Below are 25,403 nucleotides of genomic sequence, written 5' to 3' on the forward strand. Positions count from 1 at the left end.
CATGATTCCTGTTCAATTAACTATCGAAGGACTTTACTCTTATCAGGAACGCCAGACCATTGATTTCAGAAACCTTACCGAAGCCGGATTGTTCGGTATTTTCGGTACGGTAGGTTCCGGAAAATCATCAGTGCTGGAAGCCATTTCGTTTGCTCTATATGGAGAAACGGAACGTCTGAACATGCGTGACAAAAGGGCTTATAACATGATGAATTTAAAATCAAACAGTTCTTATATTGAATTTGATTTTGTGAATTATGAGAATAAACTCTTCCGTGCTACCCGCGACTTTAAAAGAAATTCAAAAAAATTTGAGGAGGTAAAGCCCAATGCGGTTACTTTCTATGAAAATATCAATGACAAATGGGTTCCTTTGGACCACTCTAATGCAGAGCTTATCATCGGTTTAAGCTATTCCAATTTTAAAAGAACCATCATCATTCCCCAAGGTCAGTTCAAAGAATTCCTTGAATTGGGTGCTGCAGAACGAACGAATATGATGAAGGAAATCTTTAATCTTCAGAAATTTGATCTTCAGAACAATGTTTCTGTACTCAATGTAAAAAACAGATCTGAACTGGATCAGCTTGAAGGCCAGCTAAAAGGATTTGAAGAAATCAATGAGGAGAAAATCCTAATGCAGAAAGAGCAGTTGTCCGAAGAACAGAAAATTCTCTCAGAATCGAATGCAAAACTGGAAAGGATTTCCAATACTTATCAACAGCTGAAAAACTTAAAAAGTGATTTTGACAGTTTACAGCAGAATAAGGAAAAATTCAGTAAGCTTTCTGAAGAGAAACCTCAGATGGATGCGTTGGAAGTACAGACAGAATTATATGACCGCGTTTTCAGGCTCTTCAATCCACTGATTATTGAGAAAAATAAGCTTTCAAAGGAAATTGCAGAGAAGCGGAACGAGAGAGAAGAACAAGTGAAAGCATGGCAGGAAACTGAAAAAGCGTTTAATATCATAAAAGAACAGCTCTCTGCACTTGAACCACAATTTAATGCTTTAGACCATTCTAGAATTCAGGAAAATGATATGAATCTTATTATTCAGATCCTGAAGTTTTCTGAAGAGATCAAAACCCTGAATGAAAGAACTCAGAAAGGTTCCGAAAAGGTAAAGGAGGTAGATCTCAATAAAGAGAAGATTCAAAAGAAGATTGATGAACTTTCTTCACAGGTTAAAATATTGAAAGAACAAAAACTGGATTCCGCTTTACTTTCTGAGGTGGGAAAATGGTTTATTCAACAAAAGAATTTAAAAAAGTTACAGCAGGAACAGGCTGAAAAGATAGAGAAACATCAAAAACAGATTGAAGAAATTGCTAAGGAATTAAAACCTTTTGCTTTTAATGAAAATTATAAAGAAGATTTCAAAAACAGAAAAGAAACATTAGAAGTAAAGAAAAAAGAGCTTTCCCAGAAACTGGATCATCTTAAAATACAAAAAGAACTATCCCGTTTTGCCAGCGGACTTCATGACGGAGAAAACTGCCCTCTTTGCGGTTCTAAGGAACATCCGAATATTGTGGAATTTCATGACGTCAATACTGAACTGCAGGAAATTCAGGAGAACATTACAACTATTGAGCAGGAAGTAAATAACCTTCAAAAGAAGGAAACTGAAATTGATAAAATTCTGGACCGCAAAAAAATCTTTGAGGAACAGCTTCTTTCGGAACAGAAAATTATTCTTCAGATTCAGAAGGATCTTGAAAATCATCTTCTGAATTTCACATGGAAACCATTCTCTCCGGATCAGGAAGAGGAATTTGAGAAAAAACGTTCCGACTCATTTGCTTTAGAAAAAAAGATTGAAGAACTGGAGCGAAACATTGCTTTGGAAAGAGAATATTTAGAAAAAGAAAGCAAAACACTGGAAAAATATAAAAGTGCTTTGGAAGCTTTCCGGATGGAAGAAGTTTCAAAGCAGGAACAGATCAATATCAGTCGTTCAGGACTTAAAATTCTGGAGTGGAATCTGTATGCTCAAAAGGAAATAACAGAGGTTGATGATGCGTATCAAAAGCTGGTAAGATCTAATAAAGAAACTGAGGAAAACTATCAAAAGGCATTACAACAGGAAAAAATTCTTTCTCCAAAACTGGCAGAGCAAAAAGCTATTGTCAGCCAATCTGAAAAACAGATCGCAGAGTTTGAGAAGGAAATTTCCGGTAATAAAGAAGCTATTACGAAAGCTTTGGCAGATCAGAATTTCATTGAGTTCAAAGAGGTTGAAAATATCTTACTTCAGGATATCAATATTCAACTTGTAAGAACTAAAATCCAGAATTTCAAAGTTGAATTTGAAGCGTTGAAGAAATTCATCGGCGAGTTGGAATTAAAGCTGAAGGGACTTTCATTCGATAATGAACAGTTTTCTCTGGCTGAGCAACAGTTCAATGAAGCCCAAATTGAGCAGAAAAAAATCAGTGATTCTGTCGTAACAAAAACGGCTGAAATAGATCGTCTGGAAAAAGAATTCGTAAAAAAAGGAGATCTTCTGAAAGAGCTGGCAAAGCTTCAGAAACGTTCTGAGAATTTAAAGGTAATGATGAATCTGTTTAAAGGAGCAGGTTTTGTACAATATGTTTCTTCGATTTATCTGAGACAGCTTTGCGATCATGCCAATGTGCGTTTTCACCGTATGACCAGAAATCAGCTGAGTCTGCAGCTTAATGAAAATAATGATTTCGAGATCATCGATTACCTCAACGAAGGAAAAAGCAGAAGTGTAAAAACCCTTTCCGGAGGACAGGCATTCCAGGTATCTTTAAGTCTTGCTCTGGCACTTGCGGAAAGCGTTCAGGCCAATGCACAGGCAGATAAAAACTTTTTCTTTATTGATGAAGGTTTTGGAACTCAGGATACGGAATCTGTAAACATTGTATTTGAAACGCTCACCAATCTGATGAAAGAAAACAGGATTGTGGGGATTATTTCGCACGTTGAAGAACTGAAGGAAAAGATTCCTACAGCTCTGAATATTATCAAGGACGAAGAAAGAGGAAGCCTGATTGAGATAGTGTAAACATACCATTACAACTACATTTTAAGTTCTAAAACTGTAAGTTTCATCTTATAAAAAGTACACCTGAGATTTTCATTTTGATCTCAGGTCTATTTTTATATAGGTCATTTCATTACATTTGAATTCAGAAAAGAACTGCATTTTAATTCATTATACTACGTGAAAAAAATTGGTCAACATATTATCCTTATCCTGCTACTCTTAACAATTCCGATCGTTTCTTCACCGGATTTTGACGGGACATTATCTGTATTTAAGGTTTCTCCATTCCAGAGAGAGTTCATCCGTTTTGTGCTGGTGGTGATTTTTTTCTATGTCAATCTCAACCTGTTTCTCCCAAAGCTTTACAGCAAGAAGAAGTATGCTCTGTTTACAATCTGTCTCTTGCTATGTTTCGGACTCATGGTTTTTGTTCCGAATTACCTTACGGCAGAAAATAATATTTCTACCCCAGGTTTTCCCTCGCAGATGCTTCCACCTCCCGTAAGCCCAAACGGAAATATACCGCCGCCGCCAATGGAAGGAAGATTTTCTCATGAAAATTTTCAGCAAAGAAATAAGGCTTCATATGGACAGATGATCTTTTCATCTCTTCTCCCTTTCCTTTTTTCATTCCTGTCTTCTCTTTTTATCTTTAAAAATATTGAGAAAAAAGAACTGGAACGCTCCAAAGCCAAGGCTGAATTATTAAGCTTAAAATACCAGCTGCAGCCCCACTTTTTATTCAATATTTTAAATTCTATTTACTCATTGGCCTTGCTTAAATCTGATGATACTCCCAATGGAATTCTGAAACTTTCCAATGTCATGCGTTATGTGGTACAGGAAAGCAGCAAAGATCTGGTAACGCTCAGCAAAGAAATTGAATATATAAAGGATTATATAGCTTTACAATTGCTCCGAACAGACAGCAGCCTTGATTTTTCCTATACTGAAACAGGAGAAACAAAAAGCCTTCAGATAGCTCCGTTTATTTTGGTTAACTTTATTGAAAATGCCTTTAAATATGGTTTTAATGCAGAGGAAAATTCAAAAATATCTGTCACAATAATTATCCAGGAAGAATCTGTGCATTTGAATGTTTTTAATAATATTGTAAACCATGCTATTACGGATGAAGAAAGCTTAAAAGTCGGATTGAAAAATACCCTTGAGCATTTACAACAGGTTTATCCGGGAAAACATACTTTAAATACGATGAATGACGGAAGGACCTATAAAGTTGATTTAAAAATTAATTTACTGTAAACTATGATAAAAGCCATCGCCCTTGACGATGAAATTCTCGCCTTGAAAATCATTGAGAATTACGCCGGAAAAATTGAAAATCTGTCTCTGGAAAAGATCTTCAATACTCAAAGTAATGCACAAAAGTACCTCAACAAATTCCCTGTTGACCTCATCTTTCTGGATATAGAAATGCCTTCCAAAAATGGCATGGATTTTTATAAAAACATCTCCCAGAACACCAAAGTTATTTTTACCACAGCTTATTCAGAATACGCCGTAGACGCGTTCAGTATTAATGCTGTAGATTACCTGTTAAAGCCATTTTCTTTCGAAAGATTCAAAGCAGCTGTTGAAAAAGTAAAAACCAATGCTGATACCGATGAAATAAAATACCTTTCCATACGCGCCGATTACAAACTTCATAAAATCAACTTTAACGATATTCTTCTGATTGAAGGGCTGGATGATTATATCCAGATTCATTTAACCGATCATTCTACCATTACTGCACGCTCCTCCATGAAAAACATTCTGGAAAAACTATCAGAAAAGGATTTTGTGAGAGTTCACCGCTCCTATATTGTTCCTGTACAAAACATTAAAACGATTGTCAATCGCAGCATCCATATCGGAGAATTCATCATTCCTATTGGTGAAACATATAAAGATCTTGTCATGAAGATTGTGAATAAGTAATTGGGTAAATTCTGATGGAGGCAGGAAGATGGAGATGGAAGTAATGAATATCTTTACCATACTTTGCTCTATTTCAAGTTTCATCCTCCAACTCTCATCAAAATTCTTAATAATTCTTAAAAAACACAGATTTACCGACACATTTTATTTGTTTACCTCATAAATTTTCCTGCATTGTTTTTTGAAAATACTTTTGGAATAAGAAAAGGTTAAAAGTTGTGAGAAAGAAGATAGAAGTTACTATTGAGCAAATGATTAATGATTTTGTTCTTCAGATAGTTTAAACTCGAACTATATATGTTTTATAGTTCTTAATAACTTCCCACTCCCAGCCTCCTTCTTCCAGCCTTAAAGTATAATCTTAAAAAAACCTGTATTATGAAAACAATGAATAGAAAAGGCTTTCTGAAAAGTCTGGGCTTAGCAGGAGTAACAGCCGTTGCCGCTCCCCTTTTAATCCACTGCGGAAGTGACGATGATGTAATAAGTTCCTCATCCGGTACTTCTACTGAATCCGGTTCTACAGGATGCTCTGTCACAAACACAGAAACAGAAGGTCCGTTTCCTACAAAATCTCCATCTACTCTAGTTCAAAATAATATTGTAAGCGACAGAACAGGAGTTCCTTTTACCATTGCCATTACTGTTCAGAACGTAAATGCCAGCTGTGCAATTCTTCAAGGTGCTCTTGTAGATATCTGGCATTGTGATAAAGATGGAAATTATTCTGAATATGGAGGAACAGGAATGCAGTCTGCCAATTATACTTCTGTTCATTTTTTAAGAGGAAGGCAGACTACGGACGCCAATGGACAGGTCAGCTTTACTTCTATTTTCCCTGGCTGGTACAACGGAAGAGCTACCCATATCCATGTTCATGTTTATAATTCTGCCGGACAATCCCTATTGGTTACTCAGATTGCATTTCCTGAAGGAAGCGACAGCGCAGTAGTACAGGTAGCAGCAAGTACCGGCTATAAAGGAATGAGCGGATATACCTATAATGCCAATGATAATGTATTTGGTGACGGGACGTCTAACGAGATGTCCAGTATTTCCGGAAGTGTCAGTGGAGGTTTTGCACTGACTCATACCATAAAAGTTTCGGCATAAATTCCGAAAAGTTCTTTAATATTAGTTATTACCCCATTTCCACAAAGCACAGGCCTGGTAAAGATGTGAATTATTCTAGTGTTACCTATCCTCAAAAGCAATGCATCAGTCTGTGCAGAGTGGAAATATTAAATCATACAGATATGTTAGTTCAGACCCCATCAAAAATTTTCAAAAATGATTTCAGAATCTGGCAGGAAAACGAGAAAAGTACAATGACGGAAATTCTGAAAGATGAAGAGCAGACCCATACTTTACTTAGTCTAAAGGAAGTGGTTCTGGACATTGAAGGAGAAGTGAGATTCAATTTTGATGATGAAAGAACTCTTCTCATTCTTCCTTTGTATGGGGAAATTATCATCTCTGATTTTTATGAACCTGTTTCAGCAGGAATGTCTCTTACCCTCAATACTCCATCAGGAAAAGATATTGTCATCAAAAATCTGGTGCATCATGACAGATCAGACTTTTTAATTTTTGAATTTAAAAAAGATGAATATACTCAGCAGTTTTCTAAAAACGAATTGGATTTCACTCTTAAAAACAATATTTTTCAAATTTCAAAAACAGTACAACACCCCAATTTCATTGGTCTTTACAATGGCCGTGCTGAAGGATATTATGCATTGAAAGAGTCTAATAAATCTATTTTCGGAATGGTTATCAATGGTGCATTTGAGTTTCAAAACAGGTTGATGGAAAGCCGGGATGCGATCCTTCTCTGGAATCTTGAAGAATTGGAGTTTGAAGCATTAAGTGAAAATGCGTTGATCCTTTTTATGGAAATTTAAACATCTTTTATACCTCAAACGATGACCGATGAAAAAAATAAAACTTGCTTTTCGTATTGTTATTGATCAAAGTTCTGAAATGATTTGGGATCGGTATGTTTTTGATGATACCTATTTCGAATATAAAATTCAGCATCAGGCTTTTGATGAGAAAGAAAATCCAGTAAAGAATTATTGGGAGCTCCTTCAGAGAAATCCAAATGCGAAACAAATTCCTTTTTTATTGGGTGGTGCGGCCAGTAATTATGTTTCACAGCTGGGTGGAGTGATCAGAAGCTTACCTGATGTCTTGGGAAATACATTCTTCCCCTTTGACAATTTTAAGCTGGATCTTATTTCTTCCCATCTGGAAGATTCTTCCAAACATAAAATAGGACTTACCTTTTTTTCACCTGAATTGTTGCTGCTTGATATTATAGATAACAAATATTTACTCAGCAAAGAAGTGAATCAGGAAAATGGATGGGAAACATTCATGCTTCCATTTCATCCACAGGTTGCAATAGCTTATTATCAGAAAATATAATTTTTGTGACAACCATAAAAAACCGCTGTTGAAATTTCGACAGCGGTTTTTGTTTTTATAAGTCTTTAATGACTGGTTTCACTTCTTTTCCAAATAGCTCAATAGACTTCATCATCACTTCATGAGCAGGATCTCCCACATCCATATGCCCGATAAATCTGGTAATTCCGAAAATCTCTTTCATATAAGCAATTTTGTCTGCTACTTCTGCCGGATTTCCGATAAATAAAGCACCGTCTTTGCTTCTTCCACCATCATACTGCGCTTTTGTGTAAGGAGCCCATCCTCTGGAAGCCCCAATCCTATCCATCTGGGATTTATAATTATGGAAATACCCATCTACTGATTTTTGATCGTCACTCACAAAAGTATGCGAATGAACGGCAATCTGCATCTTCGACACATCATGTCCTGCTTTTTGGTATTCCTGTTTATAGAATTCGATCAGATTTCTAAACTGAATTGGCATTCCTCCAATGATGGCTACCACTAAAGGCATTCCCAATTGTGCTGCGCTTAAAACAGACTGCGGAGTCCCTCCAACAGCTCTCCAGATGGAAAGTTTTCCGTCATTTTTTGCTCTTGGATATACCGTTTGATTCTGCATCGGGGCACGAAGTTTTCCTGACCAGCTTACATTTTCCTCAGAATTAATTTTCAATAGTAATTCTAATTTTTCATCAAATAACTGTTCATAATCATTCAATGAATAACCATATAACGGAAATGATTCAATGAAGCTTCCACGGCCCACGAATATTTCTGCTCTTCCGTCTGAAATCAGATCCAGTGTTGAAAAATCTTCATATACTTTTACAGGCTCCGAGGAACTTAAAACAGTAACTCCACTGGCCAGTTTTATATTTTTTGTAATGCTTGCAGCCGCAGCCAATACTATTTCCGGAGAGGAAACAGCATAATCCGGACGATGATGCTCTCCCATAGCAAAGACATCAATCCCTACCTCATCCATCAATTTTACCTGATCCAGTATTTCACGGATCTTAATTCCTGCATCTCTATATTTTCCGGTTGACTGGTCAAAAGCCAAATCACCGAACATACCTATTCCTAATTCCATATTGTCGATTTTAGTGATACAAATTTACCACTACGAAAAATCAAAAACATTGATGTTTGGTAAGATCGACAGGTATTTTTTTAAACACTAATAACACTAATTTATCACTAATAACACGAAGTGTCATTGCGAGCAAAGCGAAGCAATCTCAATACAGTTATATAAATAATATTAAAGGAATATTCAAGAAAAAATCCAGCCTGGTTTTAGGCTGGATTCTATTATTATTTCTTCAGATATAAATCAAAATAATCTGTAATTTTCTGCATCAGGTGAACTCTGTCTTTCCCTATCACGTTATGCGGATGTCCCGGATACGTAAAGTAATCCAACTGAACTCCGTTATCCACAGCGGATTTGATGAATTTTATAGAATGCTGCCATACTACTACATCATCCTGCGCCCCGTGAATCATCAGTAATTTTCCTTTCAGATTCTGAACTTTATCCAAAAGATTAGCAGCGGCATATCCTTGTGGATTTTCCTGTGGAGTATCCATATATCTTTCTCCATACATGATTTCATACATACTCCAGTCGATTACCGGTCCTCCTGCTACTCCTACTTTGAATACATCTGGTTTACGAAGCATGAAGCTTGTCGTCATAAATCCTCCGAAGCTCCATCCATGGATTCCCATTTTGTCTCCGTTTACATAAGGAAGAGATTTTAAGTACTCTACCCCTTTCATCTGGTCGTTCATTTCTGTTGTTCCCAGATTTCTGAATACAGCCTGCTCGAATTTCATTCCACGGTTAGAAGAACCTCTTCCATCCATTGTGAAGATGATGTACCCGTTCTGAGCCATATATTCATACCAAAGGTTTCCGGAAGCCGGGAAGCTGTTTGTGATTAGCTGTAAGTGCGGTCCGTTATACAGATAAACAATAGTTGGATATTTTTTATTCGGATCAAAATTTGTTGGAAGGATAATTTTTCCATACAAAGGAGTACCGTCATCTGCCTTTAGTTCTACGTTTTTAATTTCCGGTCTCTGATAATTCTTTAATGGATTTTCAGAAGTAAGAATATTTGTAGATTTTAAATTGGCTGTATTAATAATATTAGCAACTCTAGGTGAATTGGCATTGCTGTATGCATCATAAAGATAGTTTCCATCACTGCTCAAAGTTCCGGCATGCATCCCTTCTGCACTGTCCAGTCTCTGCATTTTGAAATTGGTCCAGTTGATTCTATATAAATGTCTTTCTAAAGGAGTTTCTTTTGTTGAAGTGAAATAGATTTCCTTTTTCTTTTCATTGAATCCTAAAATATCTGTTACCAGCCAGTCTCCTTTTGTGATTTGTGCCACTAGTCCTTTTTCTAAACTATAATGAAACAGGTGATTGTATCCTGTTCTCTGACTCTGCCAGATAAAGTCTGTATTGGAATTCGGGAAGAAAGTAAGTGGATGCTGTGGCTCAACATATTTACTGTCTGTCTCTTCAAATAATGTTTTTACCAGCTCTCCGGTAGCAGCATCATACTGATTCATTTTCATATGATTCTGACCTCTGTTCAGAACTCCTACAAAGATGTACTTGGAATCCGGGCTCCATGTAACGGCTGTTAAATATTGATCTTTTTCTCCTTCAACTTTTAAGAAAGTTGTAGCCTGAGTTTTAATATTGAAAACCCCTAATGTTACCTGGTGAGAAGTCTGACCAGCCATCGGATATTTGATATTATGATTTACAGCAGGCGTTACAGACCAGTCAATGATTGGGTAATCCGCTACCATACTCTGATCCATTTTATAGAAAGCTACACTCTCGGAGTTGGGTGCAGGGAAAATTCCCGTATCAATTCCGAATTCATTTCTGTGAACAGCCTGTCCACTGATGATATTTTCATTAGACTCATTCGTTACCGCAATGGTCTTCCCACTCCTATTTACAAATAAATTATTCTTTGCTGTAAACGCAAAAGTCTGGCCGTCACCAAACATTTTCACATTTGCAGCATCCTGATCTACAACAGCTGTATTTTTTACTTTCCAGTCATTTCCTGATTTTTCAATCCACGACATTTTACCACCTGTAGTAAAATATCCATTGGAATTCCCTGTAAATTTGATAGCAGGAACAGCCTTCAGCTTATCATTGGATAAGTTTCTATTCAGTTGGCTTAACGAGATCAGGGTATCCTGTTTATTGGTTTTCAAATCTGTAATCAGATAACCGCCTTTCACAGCCTGGATATACGATTTTCCGTCTGCAGCCCATGAAAACTGGGAAATATTTTTTACGGCAAGGTTGGTTCTCATTCCATTTACAGCCTCCGCCATGGTAAACTTCTGGGTCTGGGCAAATGCTGAACTGCCTAAAACCAGCATCAATAAAGAAAATTTATGTAATTTCATTGTATAAAATTGAATCCTTCAAAAATAAGAAATAAAAACCATCCGTTAAGAAATGTTAAATTAAAACATTCATAAAATGGAATTCATGCTTTCAAAGAAATTATTTCTTAACTTAATAGTTGGATTTTTATAGGGATTAGAATAAGTCAATCGTGAATGGTCAATCCGCTCCGCTTGTCAATTTTTAAATTTTTGAACAGCTTTAATCATTCACCATTCACTTATGAGGCAAAATTGACCATTGATTATTAAATGAGTCAATTGTGAATTGTCAATTCGCTTTGCTTGTCAATTTTCATTTTGAACAGCCACAGTCATTCACCGTTCACTTGCGAAGCAAAATTGACTATTGATGTAAAAAAATGAATTTCTTATCCTATATCAATGACTTGTATAGGTACTCTATCCTAAATTTGCATCATTAATAACAAACAAAAAATACAAAATACAATGGCAACAAAATGGATCTTAGACCTAACGCATAGTGAAATTACTTTCAAAGTAAAACACATGATGATCTCTAACGTAAAAGGAAGCTTCAGAACTTTCACTGCTGAAATTGAATCTGAAGACGAGTTTTTTGCAAACGCAAAAACTACAGCTACTATTCAAACAGATTCTGTATTCACAAATAATACAGACAGAGACAATCACTTGAAGTCTGCAGAATTTTTCAACGCTGAAGCACACCCTACGATCACTTTTGAATCTCAGGCATTAAATAATTCAATTGTTGGAAATCTTACTGTTAACGGAGTTACAAAACCTATCACTCTTGATGTAGACTTCGGAGGAATCAATGTAGACCCATGGGGAAATACAAAAGCAGGTTTCTCTTTTGAAGGAAAAATCAGCAGAAAAGATTTTGGATTAAACTGGAATGCAGCTCTTGAAGCAGGAGGTGTAATGGTAAGTGATGATGTAAAGATAGCTGGTGAATTACAGTTTGTAAAACAAGCATAATTTATAACACATATTATAAAAGGTTCAGGGATTTGTCTAAAAGCCTTGAACCTTTTATTTTTTTATACTCTTCAATATTTAATTTATGAACCTCAACGATCTTCAAAACATAAGCAATAGTTTTAAAAGCACACAGAGAATGCCCGTTTTATTTCTTGGACATGGTTCACCTATGAACGCCATTGAAGAAAATCAATTTGTACAGGGTTTCCGAAAAGCAGCCTCTGAGATTCCTAAACCTAATGCAATTCTTTGTATTTCTGCCCACTGGTATACAGACGGAACTTTTGTAACGGCTATGGACATGCCTAAAACAATCCACGATTTTTATGGTTTTCCAAAAGCCCTTTTTGATGTACAGTATCCTGCTCCCGGAAGCCCGGAACTGGCAAAAGAAACGGCAGAACTTTTGCTCCCCGTTGATGTAGAAGAAGACCACAGCTGGGGACTGGATCATGGTGCATGGTCTGTGATAAAACATATGTATCCTGATGCTGATATTCCTGTGATTCAATTGAGCATTGACCATACAAAACCAGCCCAGTATCATTATGATCTGGCAAAAAGACTGAATAAGCTTAGGGAAAAGGGAATTCTGATTATCGGAAGTGGAAATATTGTTCACAATCTGCGCCTCATCGACTGGAAAAATATCAATACAGTTGGAGCCGGCTGGGACTGGGCGATAGAGGCCCGAGAAAAAACCAACAACTGGCTTCTGGACGGAAATTTCCAGAATATTATTGATTACCAGAAACAGGGAACTTTCTTACAATATGCAGTTCCTACACCTGATCATTATCTTCCTTTATTGTATACTTTAGGGCTGAAAGATCAGTCTGAAGAGCTTACTTTGTTCAATGATGAACTTATCGGAGGCTCACTGAGTATGACGAGTGTAAGAATTGGATAATCTGATATTGCAATAAAAAAGGAAATACCTCAGTTGGGATATTTCCTTTTCTTTTTATAGTGGTAATATTATTTACTGTACTGCTTTTAACACATTGATGTTTCCGTAGCCGTAGCTTGAATTAACATTTGGATAGTAGGTTGCAGACTGTCTCATTTTATTAAGCACCTGATCTCTTGTCCATGATGGATTTTTAGCCCAAACTAAAGCCGCGATTCCTGCCGTAGCCGCTGTAGCTACTGAAGAACCACCCACATAATCTGCCTGTCCGTTGTAATAGCTCAAAACCGGAACTGTATTTCCTGAAGCTCTCTCCATCTGGAAGGTAAAATCAATCTGACTTCCGGAGTGGCAAACATCACATTTCTGATTGGATGTATTCTCTTTTACACCTGTTATCGCCTGTGTTTCCGACATTGATGCAGGGAAAATCACCCCCACAAAACTGGTAAAGCTGGTAGAAGTTCCTCCTGCACAGAAAATCAGTTTTCCTTTAGAATAAGCATATTTAACACCATCTTCAATTTTTCCAACGGAGAATATATGTCCCATTGACATTGAAATGATCTTCACACTGGTATTGTTTCCTAATTCTGTAAAAGCCGTTTTTACAGCAGTCTGCTCGCTGGATGTTTCCAGAACAACGTTTTCTGCAGCTCTGTAGGCGATCAGATTGGCATTATACGCAACTCCTACAGGCAGTCCTGCATTATTTCTCGGAGCTGTCATTACGGAAGCCATTTTTGTTCCGTGCCCACACTGATCTCCGGATCCGTCTGAGTTATATACTCCTAATTTACTGATTGTTCTCCCTGAAGAAGCGCCATTATTGAAACTTCCTCCCAATAAAGTCTGCTCCGGAGAAACTCCTGTGTCAATAAGTCCAATGGTAACGCCAGCTCCTGTACTGTAGCTCCATGCTTCAGGAATGCTGTGCTTGGTGAAAGCCCAAGGGATTTTTGCACTTGGTGTTGTAGAGGTGTAATCTGCCGTACTTAATGTTGATGATGAAAAACCACATCCTGACGAACCGCTTCCGGAAGATTTTGCTGCTGCGTTATATTGAGCTTCAAATTCAAAATAATGATAGTCGGCCGGCTCTACATATCGGATATTTTTCATTTGTCGAAGAGCAGCAATGGTTTCTTCATTTTCAATAACAACATCCATTTGGTTAAGATACTGATCTGAAAGAAGAAGAAAATTTCTCTCCTCTTTTCCTTCATATTTTTTGATTACAGAAAGAACTTCTTTTTCCATATCGTTACTGTTTGGAGATTTACTTCTGTCAAAATCGTCTTTAGAAGCTCCGAAACCGATAGATACCATTTTGTTTCCGCGGAAAATAGCACTCCAGACGAAATGATCAGATTCATTCTTCCAGTTAAAGGTTCCGTCCGTTTTAATAGCCTGATTGATCCTTTCATTGATTTGCTTTGCTGTCAGTGGATCTTTCTGTGCCATTTCTATTTTTACATTTTCGTTCTGAAGTTCTTCTCTGGAACACGAATTTAAGGCAAAAAATATTGCCAGTAGGAATACAGTTTTTTTCATATGTTATAATTTTGGTTGGAGCCACAATATAACACTTTCATGAGAATTAAAAACTTTTAAAAAATGAATTTAGCATTACATGAATATTAAATTACAATATCTTCTCGTAGCAGACACTTTGCTCTATTCCAATGTATTGTCCATAATTGGGTATTCTGTAAAATCCACTTTTCTCATACACGGAAATAGCATTTTTCAGATCCTGAGAAGTTTCTAAAACCGCCTTTTTAAAATTCAATTCTGCGGCCCAGTTTTCCAGTTCCTTTACAATCGTTGAACCCAGTCCTTTTTTTCTGAAATCCGGATTGGTAAACATTCTTTTTATTTCTACTGTATCTTCGGAAAAAGGTTTGAATGCTCCGCAAGCTGCCGGAATAGCATCAATATAAACTACAATACAGTTTTTAATGGTATCAATTTTATTAAACTGAGCAAAAAAATCATCTTCCTCTCCATTATGTTCTGCTAAAGTAGCGTCAAGATATTTTACTAATTTTTGAAAGTCTGGATTCGTAGAATCTGTTCTAAGTACATTCATGTTTATTTGATTTAAAAATTGAAGGATTTAAAGATTAAAAGATTTGTGAAAGCAAAAAAGCTCCCTTTCGGAAGCTTTTATTTATTCAAAGTTTAGTTGACAACAAATTTTCTTTCATTGATCAGCTCTGCAATTGCCAGCATGTCTTTACCGATCAGTCGGTCATCTTCAAGCTTAGCAACTTTGGAACGAAGAACTGTAAAGTTTTCTTCAATTACTTTAGAGCATTTTGCGGGTCTTCTGAATTCCAGTCCCTGAGCAGCAAACATCAGCTCAACGGATAAAATATTCACAAGGTTACCAAGAACCTGATTGAATTTTCTTCCTGAAATACTTCCCATGGAAACATGATCTTCCTGTCCTAAACTTGTAGGAATAGAGTCTGCTGACGCCGGAAAACATAATGTTTTATTTTCTGTAACCAAAGCAGCTGAAGTATATTGAGGGATCATAAATCCTGAATTTAATCCTGAGCTTTCCGTTAATAATCTTGGTAATCCGTACTTTCCTTCTAACAATAAGTAACTTCTTCTGTCAGAAATATTTCCTAATTCTGCAGCTGCCAGCGTAGCATAGTCTAAAGGCAGAGCCATCAGCTGTCCGTGGAAGTTACCCCCTGAAATAGATTCTTCAGCACTTAATACAATCGGGTTGTCTGTTACGGAGTTCAGTTCTGTTTCCGCCATAATTCTAAGGTGTTCAAAAGCGTTTCTGCTGGCTCCGTGAACCTGTGGTACACATCTCATGGAATAAGGATCCTGAACTCTCTCACAATCTTCGTGAGCTTGCATATTTTCTGATCCTTTTAAGAATTTAAGCATTCTTGCCGCTACTTTTTTACTGCCCTCAAAAGGTCTGATCTCATGAAGCTCTTTTTTGAACGGGCTCGCAGAACCTCTGTATGCTTCGATACTCATTGCAGCAGTCATATCCGCAAGATCTAATAAATATTCAAATTTTTCGAGCCCTTTGATTGCATGAGCAAGGATAAACTGGGTTCCATTGATCAATCCTAATCCTTCTTTTGGTCCTAGAGCCAATGCTTCAAGGTCGTGTTTCTTCAGAACTTCCATGGTATCAGAAACCTGATTCCCTTCCCAAACCTGTCCTAAACCAAGTAAAGGCAACACCAGATGTGCCAAAGGAGCAAGGTCTCCCGAAGCCCCTACAGATCCTTGTTCAGGAACCACCGGAATAATATCTTTTTCCAGCATCAGAATCATTCTTTCAATAACTTCCAGAGAAACTCCGGAAAATCCTTTTGAAAGTGCATGAACTTTAGCAATCATCATAATCTTGGAAAGTTCTTTATCAATCGGTTTTCCTACTCCTACTGCATGAGAGATAATCAGGTTATATTGTAACTGAGCTGTTTCGTCTGCCGATATTTTAGTATCACATAAAGGTCCGAACCCGGTATTGATTCCATACACACATCTGTCAGACTCTACTATTTTCTGTACGTTTTTCTGAGATTTTAAGATTTGTTCTTTTGCGGCTTTATTAAGCTTGGCTTTATTTGGCTTTTTACAGATTTCCAGAACATCATGGAAAGTAAAAACATCTACCCCGTATATCATTTCTAAAAAATTTTCTTAAAATTACGCATTTAACAATAATTGGAAAAGCTAAATTTCAATCTTCTATATTTTTATATAAACAAGGAAATTATTTTACTATTTTTAGCCCCGAAATTAAAAACAATAATACATGAGACTGAAAACTCTACTCCTTGCTTTATGTGTAGCAAGCACAACAGCTTTCGCCCAGAAAGTAAAATATTCCAAAGAAGAAAGAAAAGAAATGAACCGTTATCTGTTTAACGAAGGTTTCGATACTGCATCTGATAAAAAGGTCTCTACAATCATATTAAAAGACAATACTGAATACCAGGGTTACAGTAAATCATGGGAAAAACAGAGAGGACAAATTCTTTCCATTACCATTGAAGATGTTGATACGAAAAAGCCCATGAAATTTACAGCGGCAGATATTGCTGAAATGTATTTGTATGCAACAGAGAGGGAAAAATCTATGAAAGCAGGAAAGTTTATTTCAAATATGAGGAATTACAGCACCAAAAAATACAGTAAATCTGTAACCAACGATGCAATCCCATATGAAAACCAGGTTGTTTCTTTAAAAAACAAGAAAGAGCCCAAAGCTTTTTTAATGCAGGTTATCAATCCTGAATTTAATGAACTTATTACGGTTTATCATGATCCGTTCGCTTCAGAAACCATGTCAACAGGTTTTGGTGGTGCTCCTGCATTTGGTGGCGGTGTCATAAAATCTTATTATGTAAAAAAGGGTGACAAAGTGATGTGGCTTCATAAAGATGATTTTGAAGATAACTACGATTTTCTATTCGGAGACAATGCAGAGTTTATGAAAAAATATCCTAAAAACTCTGTAGAATGGGATTATTTAAGCTTTCTGATCTATCAATATACAGAAATGAATCACGGATAAAATACTCCAGGAATAAATTAAAACCTGCAGATCAGTCTGCAGGTTTCTTTTTTAAATAGGGAAAGTTTCCTTAATTTTGTTATATGAATCCTTCTTTAGAACTACAGCTCAAAACCTTACCATCCGAACCCGGCGTTTATCGTTATTATGATAAAAACGAACAGCTTTTGTATGTTGGGAAAGCTAAAAATCTGAAAAAAAGGGTTCTCTCCTATTTCAACAAAAACCTTTCCGGATACAGGATCAAAATAATGGTCGGGAAAATCCAGCGATTGGAAACGACAATTGTAAACAGTGAGTATGATGCACTTTTATTGGAAAATAATCTGATTAAGGAACATCAGCCGTTTTACAATGTCATGTTGAAAGATGACAAAACCTATCCGTGGATCTGTATCAAAAATGAAGATTTTCCACGAATCTTTCTGACCAGGAATGTAATTAAAGATGGATCCGAATATTATGGTCCTTATGCAAAAGTGCGTCCTGCAAAGATTTTACTGGATACCATCAAACATATTTACAAACTTAGAACCTGTAATCTGAATCTTTCTCCGGCCAAAATTGCTGAAGGGAAATATAAAGTCTGCCTGGAATATCATATCAAAAACTGTGAAGGCCCCTGTGAAGACCTTGAAAGCAAGGAAGAGTATGATGAAAAGATAGATGCCATCCGCGGAATTATCAAAGGGGATTTCCGAAAAGCTAAGGATTATCTGGTCAATCAGATGATGAAACTTGCTTCCAATCTTCAGTTTGAACAAGCTCAGATTATTAAAGAAAGACTCGACATTCTGGAAGATTACCAGGCTAAGAATACTGTAGTCAACCCTAATATTGACGATGTGGATGTCTTCGGAATGACCAGCGATGAAACGGCAGCATATGTCAATTTTTTTAAAATCAGAAATGGAAATATCATCCAGAGTTTTACGACCGAGATAAAAAAAATTCTTGAAGAAACAGATGAAGACATTATGGAAGAAGCATTGATTGAGATCCGCCAGAAATTTTCTTCTGATTCCAAAGAAGTACTGTTACCATTTCATTTGTCTGTAGAAATTCCTAATGTAAAACTGATTGTTCCTAAGGTTGGAGATAAAAAAAGAATTGTAGAGCTTTCCGAAAAAAACGCTAAAGAATATCGTCTGGAAAAACTGAAACAGGTTCAGATTGTAGATCCTGAAAGGCATACCAACAGAATCATGGCGGAAATGCAGAAACTTCTCAGAATGCCGGTTGAGCCCAGACATATTGAAGGTTTTGATAACTCAAATATTCAGGGAACCAATCCTGTCTCAGCATGCGTTGTTTTCAAAGATGGCAGACCAAGTAAAGCAGATTACAGAATTTTCCATCCTAAAACAGTGGAAGGGCCTAACGATTTTGCTACGATGGAAGAAGTGATCTACCGTCGTTACAAAAGGATGCTTGATGAAGGTGAAGATCTCCCCCAGCTTATTCTGATTGACGGAGGAAAGGGACAATTGTCTTCTGCTGTAAAGAGCCTTAGATTATTGGGACTTTACGGAAAAATTACCATTGTAGGTATCGCCAAAAGACTGGAGGAGATTTTCTTCCCTGAAGATCCTATTCCTTTATATCTGGATAAAAAATCTGAAACATTGAAAATCCTTCAGCGTGTACGTGACGAGGCTCACCGATTTGGGGTAAAGCATCATAGAACGAGAAGAAAAAATTCTACAATAAAATCTGAACTGGAAGAAATTCCTGGTGTTGGAGAAAAAACTATTGAGTTGCTTCTGTCTAAACTGAAGTCTGTAAAACGTATCAAAGAAGCCAATATGGAAACGCTGGAAGAAATTTTAGGGAAAAGTAAGGCTAAAGTGATTTGGGAGTTTTTTAATGCCAATTGATAATCTGGCGCAGTTTAACAGTTATGTTACACTACCAAAATAGTCCTTCTTTATAAAATTTCACATCTATTTTCTATTTCATCAACAAGTGACAAAAACCAACATTCCTTTAACCATAAGGATAATTTACTAAAGAAAAACACAAATAAATAAATATTTTACTAAATAATAGTATTATTTATAATTTTTTCATAAATTAGTAATATCAACTAATAACAATAATACTATGAAAATTTTTCTCATTTTATAAATCTTTCTATATTTTCATTTATCACTATAAATGGTGACTTACCTCTTATGTCTGTTTCATGTAGAAAGTCTGATCAAAACATCTTCTAACTTTCTGAAAAAATGAAAAACACATCAACATATATATTATAAAAGGCTCTTGAAAAAGAGCCTTTTATGTTTATTATTTTGTAATTTCCAAATTATTTTGCCACAAAAACTTCTTTGGAAAATTTTCCATCAGCCTGTGGCATATCTATCACAATGCTTCCGTTTTCAAAATATCCTATGGTAGTACTTCCGTCAGCCAATTTCACTAAGAAAACAGCATCTTTCGAAGTTGATTTAAATGTTGCAAATGGTACAGAACTTCCAGATTTTGCTAAGATAAATTGAGTAGGATCAATCTGTATTCTCTGAAGGGTAAACTTCCCATTTGAAAAATTATTTGAATCCGGAATTACAGCTCTTGCTGCAGAAGTTGTAGATACCACAACTTCTGGAGATGAACGCTGAGCACTATTAGAAGATGCTGGTAGTAGATCAACAGGATTAGAAACAGGGATATTTATTAATGCCTCTTTCAAAGCATCCTGAAAACCTTCTTCAAAATCTTTAATGCTCGAACTTCCTTTAGCTTCCAAAATCAGTTTATTATTACAATCCTTAAACTGAATAATCAGTTTATTTTTAAATAAACTTTTATCACTCATAATTTCTGCTGTAACTACATTGCAATAATTGCTTTTAGCTTCATAAGGCCATTGGTCTTTAATAACAGGAAGTACTATATACTTCTTACCGGTTAAAGCTTTGGTGAAAAAGTTTTTTAAACCATAATCTTCCTTAAACGTCTCAAATTTTTCAGGAACTGTAACATATTTATAATCTGAAACCTTTTGTGCAAAAATAATTGTTGAACAAACTGTCAACATCAACATTGATAACTTTTTCATTTCTATAATTTTAATCGTTTCTGAATGCTCCCATATCCAGTTTCAATGAGAAGAAATTGGAATAGAAATTAGATCCGCCTATCCCTGAATTCGTAATCGCATAATCCAGTGTAAGTCCTCTGTATCTGATCCCAAGACCTGCACTTGGCTGGAAAGAAACTTTTCTTTTAAGGTCTTCTATATCTGTAATTGACTGGAATCTGTTGATCCCCAGTCTCACAAAAATCATTTTCTGATATCCCAGTTCAGCTCCTGCATAGGGACTGATACTTGCAAAATCTGTTGAAATCAATGAAGCAGTTTTAGCGAAATCTACATTAATTCCTGCTTCCGGCAGTACATAAACACTACTGTTGATTTCAAATAATTTACTGGCACCTACATTCAACTTAGGCATTGTAAGTTCCAGTTTATCTTTCGGTGCGGGGTTGAATTCTTCTCCATTGACAACAGTTGAAAGTTCTTTCTGATTGATACTCCAAAAATTGACGGTAGTAGTGATATCTCTTACCATACCTCCAAACTTCCATCCGTTATCTGCTTTATAAATCGCCCCCACATCAAAACCAAAACCATAACCATTTGCAAATTTACCTACGTTTCTGTAGACAATTTTAGCATTTACCCCAACATCCAATTTTGGATTTCCTCCTGGCCTGAAAGCATAAGAAAGGATAGCCGCGTAATCGGATTGAGAAAATTTAGTAATTTTATCATAATCAATATTTCCTTCAGAGTCAATCATCTGGGTAGTATTCAAAATATTGTCTACACCAAGTCTCACCACTGAAACCCCAAAAACACCTTCTTCAAGTACTTTCGCATACGCCAGATAGTCGTATTTTGCAATAGACTCAAAGTATTCTGCGTGCATTGCTGCACCTTGCCAGTCTCTTTCAACTGACATCAAACCTGCAGGGTTCCACATAGGAGAATATACATCATCCTGATTGGTAATTACTGCCCCACCCATTGCAAGACCTCTTGCTCCGGCTCCGATATTTAAGAATTCATTGGAATATTTCCTGATAATCTGAGATTGAGACAGCCCAAACAGCAGTGAAAATGCAAGTAAAAGATATTTTTTCATCATATAAATTTGATGCTTAGTTTAAGTTTTTAGTTTTTCTGGCTTTAATTAATCCATTGACTATGATTGCCAGTATCATAACTCCTGAAGCAATATAAAATATAGGGCTCATATGTTCTGATTCCCCAAAGATAAAAAAAGCTAGTATAATTCCGTAGACAGGTTCTAAATTAACTGTTAAAATTAAAGTAAAAGGTGATATATACTTCATTAATTTCACCGATTCTAACATGGGGAAAGCGGTAAAAACACTGGCTAACAAGCATATTAACGCCAAATCCCGATAGTTTATTTCGTTCATTTGAAAAATTTGCCCCGAAAGCAAATAAAATATCATTAAAATAAACCATCCACAGAAAATTTCATAAAAAATGATGTTTCCAGAACTCGTTTTGCCAAACATTTTACCATTAAAAACAGAAAAGATAGTTCCAAATACAGCACAAAGGATTCCATAAATAATACCTTCTTTAAAATGAAACTCTGTTTTGAAGATTAATAATATACAGGCAACGATGACCGTTCCCATTATAACTTCAGATATATCGATCTTTCTTTTGAAAATAATAGGCTCCAGAATCGAGGCAAAAAGTGTAGATAAAGAAAGACAGCTTAACGCAATGGAAACATTGGAAACTTTAATGGAATAGAAAAAGCAGTACCAGTGAAGCGCCATTGCAAAACCTATTGCCGCCAGCTGAAAAAATATTTTTTTTGAAACTTTTATACTTTCTTTCTTAAAGCCCCTGATGAATACAAAAAGAAAGATAGAAGCAAACAACATTCTGTAAAACACAAGGATCTGAGCATTGGCATGAATTAATTTTCCCAAAATTGCAGTGAACCCCCACAAAAACACTATTAAATGCAACCTGAAAAGTGCCAATTTATGCATAACCTATCTCCTTTTGATTTTTAACGTGCAAATTTACAAATCCCAATCACAAAAATTGATAAAAAAACACGTTTAATATAAAAAAAGTTAATAAAAATTAAAATAAAGATCAACCAATAAAAAACCCTGAAAATTTGTTAAACTTTCAGGGCCTTCAAATAATAAACTATTAAAAAAATAAACTAGGAACTTAGAGTATTTTGCAGAGAATATCACCTCTGTTACTCTAGTGTAAAGTTAGAAAAAATATAAATTATTTAAAAATATTTTTTAGTTAAAAATTTCACAATTTACTAGAAACCAAACTATTAAACACCTGTTTTACTTCCTATTTGTATTCCTCATAAAAATAGTATCTTTAAGCGTAAAAAATTGAAAATTTTATGGACATCGAATTCAATAAACGAGAAGATCAGAACAGACTAAAATTATCTGAAATAAATCGCTTACTCACTGAGATCAAAAAAGGAGGTGGTGAGAAGAGGCTTCAAAAGCTTCGTGATGAAGGAAAAATGACAGCAAGAGAAAGAGTAGATTATCTTCTCGATAAAGATTCAGATTCCATAGAAGTAGGAGCATTTGCAGGATATGAAATGTATAAGGAACATGGAGGATGTCCCAGCGGAGGAGTTGTAGTAGTTATTGGCTACGTTTCCGGAAGACAATGTATCATCGTTGCGAATGACGCTTCTGTAAAAGCTGGTGCATGGTTTCCTATCACAGGAAAGAAAAACCTGAGAGCACAGGAAATTGCCATGGAAAACAAGCTTCCAATCATTTATCTGGTAGATTCTGCGGGTGTTTATCTTCCAATGCAGGATGAGATCTTTCCAGATAAAGAACATTTTGGAAGAATTTTCAGAAATAATGCTAAAATGAGCTCTATGGGGATCATCCAGATTTCTGCCGTTATGGGGAGCTGTGTAGCCGGAGGAGCTTATTTACCAATCATGAGTGATGAAGCGATGATTGTGGATAAAACAGGTTCTATTTTCCTTGCCGGAAGCTATCTTGTAAAAGCTGCTATCGGTGAAAGTATTGATAATGAAACATTGGGAGGCGCTACCACCCACTGCTCTATTTCTGGAGTAACAGATTATAAGGCTAAAGATGATAAAGATGCTTTGAATAGGATCAAAAACATCATGAAATCTCTTGGAAGTACTGAAAAAGCCGGCTTTGACAGAATTGAAAGTTTCCCGCCAAAAGAAAACCCTGAAAATATTTTCGGAATTATGCCGGTTTCCAGAGCTGAGCAATATGATACTTACGAAATTATCAAATGTATTGTAGACAACTCTGAATACGAAGAATATAAACCTGATTATGGTAAAAGTATTATCTGTGCCACGGCCAGAGTTGATGGCTGGTCTGTAGGTATTGTAGCCAATCAGAGAAAGCTTGTAAAAAGTGGTAAAGGAGAAATGCAGTTTGGTGGAGTTATTTACTCAGATTCTGCAGATAAAGCAACCAGATTTATAGCCAACTGTAATCAAAGAAAAATACCTTTAATCTTCTTACAGGACGTTACCGGATTCATGGTAGGTTCCAAATCAGAACATGGAGGTATCATTAAAGATGGAGCTAAAATGGTAAATGCAGTTTCCAATTCTGTAGTTCCTAAATTTACTATTATTACTGGGAATTCTTACGGAGCAGGAAACTATGCGATGTGTGGAAAAGCTTATGATCCCAGATTAATTGTTGCATGGCCTTGGGCTGATCTGGCTGTAATGGGAGGAGCACAAGCCGCAAAAGTACTTGCTCAGATCCAGGAGTCTACGTTAAAAAAGCAAGGAAAAGAAATTACTGAAGAAGAACACAACGAAATTCTGGATACAATTTCAAAAAAATATCAGAAACAAACAGAATCTACTTACGCCGCTGCAAGATTATGGACAGATGCCATCATCAATCCAGCTGATACAAGAAAATGGATTTCTATGGGAATTGAAGCTGCTAATAACGCTCCTATTACCGAGAAATTCAACTTGGGAGTAATTCAAGTCTGATCAGTATATTTATAAAAAACAAACACGGCTATTTCAGTTTGAGATAGCCGTGTTTTTATATATGCCTTTAAATTATAGGAAACTAATTTCCATATTCTTCTTTACAAAATTCTATAGGTCCGCCAAGCTTCATACAGCATTGATATTTGCTCAAACAAATTCCATTAGGCCATCCTGGAGGATAGCACATTCCAAAAGCCGGATCATCCGGGCATCCAGGCCCTCCGCTTCCTTTAAGTGATTTTAAACTCTCTCTTGAAATCTTTACTAGATTTTTCATAGTTATTTAGTTTTTGATAATTCCTACTCTCTTGTAGCTTTTCGGATTCCGCTTCCTCTAAAATACTATTTTTTCTACACCTAGTGAAATTTAAATAAAATTTTAACTATTAAACTTTTAAGAATGCATCATTAGGATTTATATATGTAATAATCCAAAAGTAAAAGTAAGTAGTTTAACAATATTTCAGGAGCATTCTCCCGCTATCCATTCATACTCCTCACACCCGCTCTTTCCCTGACCTTAGCCGAAGCGTTCCGCGCCTGCTCCGGGGTAACCATTACTATCGGGGCTAGAGAAGACGAATTATCAATTATGAGTTATGAATTGTAGAACCTGAGCTGGTCAAGGAGTAGTCAATTTTACATTCTAAAATCTAATATCCCAATTATGTCATTCCGTAGTAATCCAGCCACACTATTAGAGCCTAAAGGATTCAAAGGAGTAGCACAGAGTTTTTAATATTTAAGTGATCTGATAATCTAAGCTATACTGATGATAGAATTTAAAATGTATTGTTTGGACTCCTACGGAGTGACAAGGGAGTGCTATCAATGATAAGTGATAAATAATCAATGATGAATGATCTCTGGTATTGGATGGAAACAGGAACCATTAATCATTATTGATTGTTCATACTGATTACTCAGTACGATTCCTTATGTTTGGAGTTGTACTGGGTTTGCTTTGGATTTGAGTTGTGTATAAAGCAAAAAAAATCCTTTATCATAAGATAAAGGATTTTTAAAAATAAAATAAAAACTGGCGGCGGCCTACTCTCCCGCTTT

20 protein-coding genes are annotated in these 25,403 nt (G+C 36.0%); 11 read left to right on the forward strand and 9 right to left on the reverse strand.

The genetic code is table 11. The features are described from left to right. The first annotated feature begins 1 nt into the window (after position 1). From ACLMCG_RS17630 to ACLMCG_RS17655, 6 genes are all read left to right on the forward strand, one after another. Positions 2-3,037 (forward strand): AAA family ATPase, encoded by a 3,036-nt coding sequence (locus ACLMCG_RS17630; protein WP_413960418.1) that lies wholly within the window; start codon positions 2-4, stop codon positions 3,035-3,037. 159 nt (positions 3,038-3,196) lie between these two features. Beyond that, entirely contained in the window at positions 3,197-4,285 is a 1,089-nt protein-coding gene (locus ACLMCG_RS17635; RefSeq protein WP_413960419.1) for a sensor histidine kinase, read from the forward strand. A gap of 3 nt (positions 4,286-4,288) precedes the next feature. Continuing rightward, the gene (locus ACLMCG_RS17640) at positions 4,289-4,963 is read left to right on the forward strand and encodes a LytR/AlgR family response regulator transcription factor (RefSeq protein WP_413960420.1); all 675 of its coding nucleotides are present in this window, start codon (positions 4,289-4,291) and stop codon (positions 4,961-4,963) included. Positions 4,964-5,341: 378 nt separating this feature from the next. Next, positions 5,342-6,076, forward strand: coding sequence for an intradiol ring-cleavage dioxygenase (locus ACLMCG_RS17645; RefSeq protein ID WP_413960421.1), 735 nt, complete (start codon positions 5,342-5,344; stop codon positions 6,074-6,076). Between the two features lie 143 nt (positions 6,077-6,219). Beyond that, positions 6,220-6,867 (forward strand): hypothetical protein, encoded by a 648-nt coding sequence (locus ACLMCG_RS17650; protein WP_413960422.1) that lies wholly within the window; start codon positions 6,220-6,222, stop codon positions 6,865-6,867. A gap of 28 nt (positions 6,868-6,895) precedes the next feature. Further along, positions 6,896-7,393, forward strand: a complete 498-nt coding sequence (locus ACLMCG_RS17655; RefSeq protein ID WP_413960423.1) for a hypothetical protein — start codon at positions 6,896-6,898, stop codon at positions 7,391-7,393. Between the two features lie 55 nt (positions 7,394-7,448). On the opposite strand, the gene ACLMCG_RS17660 is transcribed toward ACLMCG_RS17655, so the two are convergent. Then, positions 7,449-8,474: an LLM class flavin-dependent oxidoreductase gene (locus ACLMCG_RS17660; RefSeq protein WP_413960424.1), complete on the reverse strand. Its 1,026-nt coding sequence runs from the start codon at positions 8,472-8,474 to the stop codon at positions 7,449-7,451. A 224-nt stretch (positions 8,475-8,698) separates the two neighbouring features. After that, complete coding sequence (locus ACLMCG_RS17665; protein ID WP_413960425.1) at positions 8,699-10,837, reverse strand: DPP IV N-terminal domain-containing protein; 2,139 nt, start codon at positions 10,835-10,837, stop codon at positions 8,699-8,701. A 450-nt stretch (positions 10,838-11,287) separates the two neighbouring features. On the opposite strand from ACLMCG_RS17665, the gene ACLMCG_RS17670 reads away from it, so the two are divergent. Both ACLMCG_RS17670 and ygiD read left to right on the forward strand, forming a co-directional pair. After that, positions 11,288-11,800 (forward strand): YceI family protein, encoded by a 513-nt coding sequence (locus ACLMCG_RS17670; RefSeq protein WP_413960426.1) that lies wholly within the window; start codon positions 11,288-11,290, stop codon positions 11,798-11,800. 85 nt (positions 11,801-11,885) lie between these two features. Continuing rightward, positions 11,886-12,713, forward strand: coding sequence for a 4,5-DOPA dioxygenase extradiol (ygiD, locus tag ACLMCG_RS17675; RefSeq protein WP_413960427.1), 828 nt, complete (start codon positions 11,886-11,888; stop codon positions 12,711-12,713). Between the two features lie 72 nt (positions 12,714-12,785). Here ygiD and ACLMCG_RS17680 read toward each other — a convergent pair whose 3' ends face one another. The 3 genes from ACLMCG_RS17680 to hutH form a co-directional block, all read right to left on the reverse strand. After that, positions 12,786-14,267: a S8 family peptidase gene (locus ACLMCG_RS17680; RefSeq protein WP_413960428.1), complete on the reverse strand. Its 1,482-nt coding sequence runs from the start codon at positions 14,265-14,267 to the stop codon at positions 12,786-12,788. A gap of 91 nt (positions 14,268-14,358) precedes the next feature. Further along, entirely contained in the window at positions 14,359-14,805 is a 447-nt protein-coding gene (locus ACLMCG_RS17685) for a GNAT family N-acetyltransferase (RefSeq protein WP_413960429.1), read from the reverse strand. 92 nt (positions 14,806-14,897) lie between these two features. Beyond that, positions 14,898-16,385, reverse strand: a complete 1,488-nt coding sequence (hutH, locus tag ACLMCG_RS17690) for a histidine ammonia-lyase (RefSeq protein WP_413960430.1) — start codon at positions 16,383-16,385, stop codon at positions 14,898-14,900. A gap of 130 nt (positions 16,386-16,515) precedes the next feature. Between hutH and ACLMCG_RS17695 the strand changes: the two genes are divergently transcribed. Both ACLMCG_RS17695 and uvrC read left to right on the forward strand, forming a co-directional pair. Then, the gene (locus ACLMCG_RS17695) at positions 16,516-17,277 is read left to right on the forward strand and encodes a hypothetical protein (RefSeq protein ID WP_413960431.1); all 762 of its coding nucleotides are present in this window, start codon (positions 16,516-16,518) and stop codon (positions 17,275-17,277) included. An 83-nt stretch (positions 17,278-17,360) separates the two neighbouring features. Next, positions 17,361-19,154, forward strand: coding sequence for an excinuclease ABC subunit UvrC (gene uvrC / locus ACLMCG_RS17700; RefSeq protein WP_223600996.1), 1,794 nt, complete (start codon positions 17,361-17,363; stop codon positions 19,152-19,154). A 431-nt stretch (positions 19,155-19,585) separates the two neighbouring features. Here the strand turns inward: uvrC and ACLMCG_RS17705 are convergent, their stop codons facing one another. From ACLMCG_RS17705 to ACLMCG_RS17715, 3 genes are read right to left on the reverse strand one after another with little or no spacing between them, the layout of a single operon-like run. Further along, the gene (locus ACLMCG_RS17705; RefSeq protein WP_413960432.1) at positions 19,586-20,338 is read right to left on the reverse strand and encodes a hypothetical protein; all 753 of its coding nucleotides are present in this window, start codon (positions 20,336-20,338) and stop codon (positions 19,586-19,588) included. 10 nt (positions 20,339-20,348) lie between these two features. After that, the gene (locus ACLMCG_RS17710) at positions 20,349-21,431 is read right to left on the reverse strand and encodes a PorV/PorQ family protein (RefSeq protein ID WP_047377696.1); all 1,083 of its coding nucleotides are present in this window, start codon (positions 21,429-21,431) and stop codon (positions 20,349-20,351) included. Between the two features lie 13 nt (positions 21,432-21,444). Further along, positions 21,445-22,323 (reverse strand): DMT family transporter, encoded by an 879-nt coding sequence (locus ACLMCG_RS17715; RefSeq protein ID WP_413960433.1) that lies wholly within the window; start codon positions 22,321-22,323, stop codon positions 21,445-21,447. A gap of 383 nt (positions 22,324-22,706) precedes the next feature. On the opposite strand from ACLMCG_RS17715, the gene ACLMCG_RS17720 reads away from it, so the two are divergent. Then, positions 22,707-24,335 carry an acyl-CoA carboxylase subunit beta gene (locus tag ACLMCG_RS17720; RefSeq protein WP_413960434.1) on the forward strand — a complete coding sequence of 543 codons (1,629 nt, stop codon included), beginning with the start codon at positions 22,707-22,709 and terminating at the stop codon, positions 24,333-24,335. An 82-nt stretch (positions 24,336-24,417) separates the two neighbouring features. Here the strand turns inward: ACLMCG_RS17720 and ACLMCG_RS17725 are convergent, their stop codons facing one another. Further along, the gene (locus ACLMCG_RS17725; protein WP_309875983.1) at positions 24,418-24,615 is read right to left on the reverse strand and encodes a hypothetical protein; all 198 of its coding nucleotides are present in this window, start codon (positions 24,613-24,615) and stop codon (positions 24,418-24,420) included. Positions 24,616-25,403 lie beyond the last annotated feature (788 nt).

The sequence above is a fragment of the Chryseobacterium sp. S90 genome (genome assembly GCF_047444895.1).
GTDB lineage: Bacteria > Bacteroidota > Bacteroidia > Flavobacteriales > Weeksellaceae > Chryseobacterium.